The organism is Mesorhizobium sp. M7A.F.Ca.CA.004.06.1.1 (assembly GCF_003999135.1).
In the GTDB taxonomy this organism is placed as follows: domain Bacteria; phylum Pseudomonadota; class Alphaproteobacteria; order Rhizobiales; family Rhizobiaceae; genus Mesorhizobium.
The window spans coordinates 1-4951 of sequence record NZ_RZPQ01000437.1; the positions used below are offsets into that span (position 1 = coordinate 1).

A 4951-nucleotide genomic window follows, 5' to 3' on the forward strand; every position below is an offset into this window, starting at 1 on the left:
ATCCATGGCCATGGGTTGGCTTTCGCAGCGTCTCGCTGGTTTTGCCTCAAGCCATGGCGCCGTCGACATATCGCTCAGAGGCGACGACGACCCGGTGCCGTTCGACCGTGAACTGATCGACATCAGGCTCTCCTATGGGCCGCATTATCGCGAGCACCCGACCGAGGACATCGTCCAGGACGCAGTCTATCCCGTGTGTGCGCCCGGGCTGGCGGACACGATCAAACCCGAAGGCCTGGCCAGTCTGCCGCTTATCCACACGGGCTGGGGACCGACTGGTGCGTCCTTTCCGTCCTGGCACAACTGGTTCGAGGCGGCCGGCATCGAGCCCGGCCGGGCAGCGCAGCGCGGCCTCTCGGCCAACTCATCGCGTGCAGCGCTCGACCTTGCGATTTCGGGATTGGGCGTGGCGCTGGCGCAAGGAATCTACTGTGCCGAGGCGCTGGAAGACGGCCGGCTTGTCAGGCCCCTCGCCCAGGCACTGGAGCTGCGCCAGCCCTATTGCCTGACGATCCCCGAGCGCAGCGCCAGGCGCGACGTCGTGGCGGCGTTTCGCCAGTGGCTGATCGACGAATGCCGACGCGCAGTGGACTCGCCGGCACTGCGTTGACGTAGCGTGCGGCGATGATCAGAGGTGCCCGCTCAAGGCCTCAGCCATGTCCTTGTTTGTCGCCACAGGGATGATCTCGAACTCCACCAGATCCGCCCATTCGATGACCCAACGCTGCAGCAGCGTGACGTCATCGGTCTCCACCAGCAGGAAGCAGCGGCTCATGTCCGCCGCGATCCAGCTGTGGTGCACGAGAAGCTCGTCCGGTTTCAGGCGGCCGCGGTCGCGAAAGCGGCGATAGATCTCCTTGCGATCGCAGCCGGTGAAATCCTCGATCACGATAAACTGCATGTTCTACCCCCGATCAAATTACCGCCCCGGCCGGTCCAGCCGCTCCAGGAACCACTGCGTCAGCCGCACCCAGACCTCGTCCTTCTCGCCGGAATCCTCCCAGCCATGGTCGAGGTTGGGATTGTCGTTGACCTCGATGACGAAGACGCCGTCCTTGGTCTCCTTGAGGTCGACGCCGTAGAGCCCGTCGCCGATGCAGCGCGCCGCCTTTACAGCCGTCTCGACGACATGCGCCGGCGTCTCCTTCAGCGTGAAGGTCTTGATGCCGCCCTGGTCGGGCTTGCCGTTGGCCTTGTGGTTGACGATCTGCCAGTGCTTCTTGGCCATCAGATAATGCACGGCAAACAGCGGCTGGCCGCCGAGCACACCAACGCGCCAGTCATACTCGGTCGGAATGAATTTTTGCGCGATCAGAAGGTCGGAATCCTCCAGCCATTCGGTAGCAAGCGTCTTCAGTTCCTCGAAATTGGCGCATTTCTTGACGCCGCGCGAGAACGACGAATCCGGGATTTTCAGCACCAGCGGAAAGCCCAGCGTCTGCGCTGCCAGTTCGAGATCCGAGGTGCCGGCGATCATCACCGTCGGCGGCACCGGCACCTTGTTGTAGGCCATCAGCTCGTTGAGATAGACCTTGTTGGTGCAGCGGATCATCGACAGTGGATCGTCGATAACCGGCATGCCTTCCTGCTGGGCGCGGCGGGCGAAACGATAGGTGTGGTTGGAGATCGAGGTGGTCTCGCGAATGAACAGCGCGTCGTAATTGGCGAGCTTGGCGAGGTCCCGCTTGGTGATCGGCTCGATTTCGACACCCATCTTCTCGGCGATCTTGGCCCAATAGCGCAGCGACGATATCTCCGATGGCGGCAATTCCTCATGCGGGTCGACCAGCGTGGCGAAGGTGTAGCGCGCCGGCGTGCGGCCCTTGGTGTCGCGCCATTCGCGGTTGGTGTAGGTCTCCAGGCACTGGATGAAGCTTTTTTCCTCATCCTCGGTCATCCGCGCCAGCGGATGGAAACCGATCTTGCGGATCGAGGCCCATTCGGCGCTGTCCTTGATGTGGACTTCGAGCGCCGGCGCGCGGAACCAGTCGAACAGAAGTTTGGCGAAGCGGTCCCAGATTTTCGACGGGCCGATGCCGAAGAAGATGCAGACCTTTTGCGGAAAAACGCCGGCGAGATCCTTGCGGCATTTGTTGAGCGCCAGCTCCAGTTCCGGCAGCGCGTGTTCATAGAGCTTGCGCTCCGACAGGTCGATCATCGTTTCGACCGTCGGGATCACCTTGTGGCCGCGCGAGCTTGCCAGCAGCGACGCATAGTAGCCGCGGCTCTGGTAGCCGTAATTGTTCGACAGGTTGATGACCTTCGGCCACTGGCCGCGAAACAGTGACGGGTGCGCGAGATAGTCGCGATTGGTGATGATCTTGTGCGGTGTCGCCACCTGGTCGAGATCGCTCTGCCTGCCGGTAAGGATGACCCAGGTCATTATCTGTCACGCTTTCCCAGAGTGATGGCGGCACGCAATCCATCGCGACCGAACTGCGCCATGTTCATGAAGATGCCGTAAGGCACGGGAATGTTGGCTGCATCAAGGATGGTCTCCTGCCTTTCGTCTTCGACCCAAGGGTCGTGGATCAGGATATGGTCGCCGTCATCGCCGATCGCCAGCACCCAGTGCGGCACCTTCTTGCCAAACATCAGGAAGCCGCTGATCAGCACCAGCACCAGCTTTCCCTCAGCGATCGCAGCGCGGATATCGTCGATTGTGAATGCACGGTAATTCACCGGGATGCCGTAAAGTTCCGCGCGTCGGCGAAAGTCGACCTGGGCCAGTTCCATCACTCTGCGCTTGTCCTCACTGCGTACCGATTGCAGGAACAACGCGCCATAGAAGGAAACGTAGATCTCCACCGCGAGCCCGCTTTCGTAGCCCGAGACAGCGAGGCCGAATGGCTCGCAACCACCGGGACCCGACATCATGAAGACGGTCGTCGCTTCACGCCACAGGCGGATTTCCATGACCGGATCCGGCACGAAGCCGCGATCGAAATTGGCCATCGCCATCATCAGGCAGCACGGGCCGCAGGTGAATTCGCAGGTCTGCGGGTAGAACGGCACCTTGGTGGCGATCGGAATGTCGCCACGCAAGGTCTTTTCGTAGCGAAGTGCCGTTTCGCCATCCTCATAGTAGCCGGGCTCGCGGCCGATCTTGCGATACCCGGCCTGTTCGTAGATACGGATCGCGCGGCTGTTGTCCTCGCGAACTTCGAGACGCAGCATCATGCGGTCGTGCTCGAAGGCGGCATCTTCGGCGGATCCGAGCAGCATGCGGCCGACACCCAGCCCGCCGAAAAACGGACTGGTCGCAATCGAGTAGAGGCGCGCCACGCCGCTGCCCTTGCGAAACAGCACGATCGCGTAGCCGGCCAGGCGGCCATCGACTTCAGCGACCAGCGTCTCGGCGGTTTCACGCTCGATGAACAGGCGAAAGGAGCGGCGGGAAATACGGTCGCTTGAGAAAACAGCTTTCTCAATGGCGGCGAGATCATCGACGTCAGACGCGCGGGCCGTGCGGATCTCGGCAGGCATGCGGCTTCAGAAAACCTCGATTGGTGGTGGAAATGGCCCTACTCGAACACGTCCTTGACGCCGACCAGGGCGTTGGGAAAACCGGCGTCCACCTGGGCGCACAAAGTCCGCTCCACCACCTTGAATCTTCGCCTCGTGTTTCCAAAAACCGCTTCCGATTTTCGGGGCGATGCGACGGCATTCATCAAGCGCTATCGCACCTCGATTAGGGCCGAATTGTGACAAATCCGACGCCGACTCGACGGGTGTGAAAGGGCCCTTCGGCCGGATCGGCATTCGCGGATCGACGGCACCGGCAAAAGCAATGCCGTTCAGCTTGCCAGCCCGTTCACAAGTTGCGTGTAGGCGCTCCTGGCAACCTCGGCCAGCCGCTCGCGCGGCAAGGAGCCGACCACGGCGCAGCCATAGCCCTTGTCCAGCCAGTAGACGGCCTCGGGTCCATCTTGCGCGGCGGCGTAGGTGCCCTTGGCATTCTCCGTCGATTCCGTGGTGACAAACAGCGATATACGCTGCCCATTGCCGTCCTCGTAAAGCAGCATGGCGGCCTTGCTCTCGCCTGCCGGCAACAGCCGGCCGCCGACCAGCTGGAATCCGTCGGCGGTCAGGTCCGGCGCCACCAGATTCAGCCCTATCCGGTTGGACAGCCATGTCTGCAGATGGTCCTTGTCGCTGGCCGGCACCTCGACGGCATGCCGCTTTTCGGCGGCATAGATGACATGAGCCGCGATTGCCTGCTCGGCCAGCCGATCTTCGGCCGGGTCCTCCTGGCCGATGCCATCGATGCCGGCAAAATAGCCACCAAGTCCGCCTACGGCCAGAAGCACGGCGGCAGCAGCGGCAAGCCACCAGCGTGAGCGTGACACAGCTGCCTTGACCGGCACCTCGCCAAGCACGACCTTGCGCAAGTGCCCAGGCACGGCTTCGTCCAGCACGTCGGCGAAGGCGGCACGCAGCGCCGCCCGGTCGGCGGTGAAACGGGCGCTCCTGGCCTTCATCTCGGGATTGGCGTCGAGCCAGGCATCGTAGGCCGCGCGCTCATCGCCGGGCAGCTCGCCATCGAGCGCCATATGGATGTCACGTTCGGAAAAGTCGCGGCGGATCATTTCTCGACGATCCTTATCGCGCGGCGGCGCGCCGTGTCGTCCAGCAACCCGCGCAATTCCTCACGCCCGCGCGCAATGCGCGACATCAGCGTGCCCGCAGGCACGCCCAGAATGTTGGCGGCTTCGGCATAGGAAAAACCTTCGATGGCAACCATGACAAGGGCTGCGCGACGGTCGGGGCTGATCGCCTGCAATGCGTCGACGATCTCGCGCGAGGCAATGCTCTCCACCTGCTCGGCCGGCTGGGCAACGGCCTCGCCCGCCTCCAGCGGCAGCATCGCCGCCTCGCCGCGGCGGTTCACCTTGCGCATCTGGTCGATGAACAAATGATGCATGATCGTAAACAGCCACCTCCGGGGGCT

The 4951-nt window shown here is 62.7% G+C and carries 6 protein-coding genes; 1 reads left to right on the plus strand and 5 read right to left on the minus strand.

The window, feature by feature from the left end:
* A partial coding sequence (locus EN906_RS22725) for a LysR substrate-binding domain-containing protein (RefSeq protein ID WP_127375388.1) occupies positions 1–610 on the plus strand: 610 nt, incomplete at its 5' end.
* Between the two features lie 18 nt (positions 611–628).
* Here the strand turns inward: EN906_RS22725 and EN906_RS22730 are convergent.
* The 5 genes from EN906_RS22730 to EN906_RS22750 all read right to left on the minus strand — a co-directional run.
* The gene (locus EN906_RS22730) at positions 629–889 is read right to left on the minus strand and encodes a DUF3303 family protein (RefSeq protein ID WP_236383112.1); all 261 of its coding nucleotides are present in this window, start codon (positions 887–889) and stop codon (positions 629–631) included.
* A 30-nt stretch (positions 890–919) separates the two neighbouring features.
* Positions 920–2383 (minus strand): RimK family protein, encoded by a 1464-nt coding sequence (locus EN906_RS22735; protein WP_127268534.1) that lies wholly within the window; start codon positions 2381–2383, stop codon positions 920–922.
* On the minus strand, positions 2383–3486 hold the full coding sequence (locus tag EN906_RS22740; RefSeq protein WP_127271679.1) for a peptidase C39 family protein: 1104 nt from the start codon (positions 3484–3486) through the stop codon (positions 2383–2385). The genes EN906_RS22735 and EN906_RS22740 overlap by 1 nt, the downstream gene beginning before the upstream one ends.
* Positions 3487–3797: 311 nt before the next feature.
* On the minus strand, positions 3798–4589 hold the full coding sequence (locus tag EN906_RS22745; RefSeq protein ID WP_127271681.1) for an anti-sigma factor: 792 nt from the start codon (positions 4587–4589) through the stop codon (positions 3798–3800).
* The coding region (locus EN906_RS22750; protein ID WP_164777292.1) for an RNA polymerase sigma factor at positions 4586–4951 on the minus strand (366 nt) is incomplete at its 5' end. The genes EN906_RS22750 and EN906_RS22745, both read right to left, overlap by 4 nt.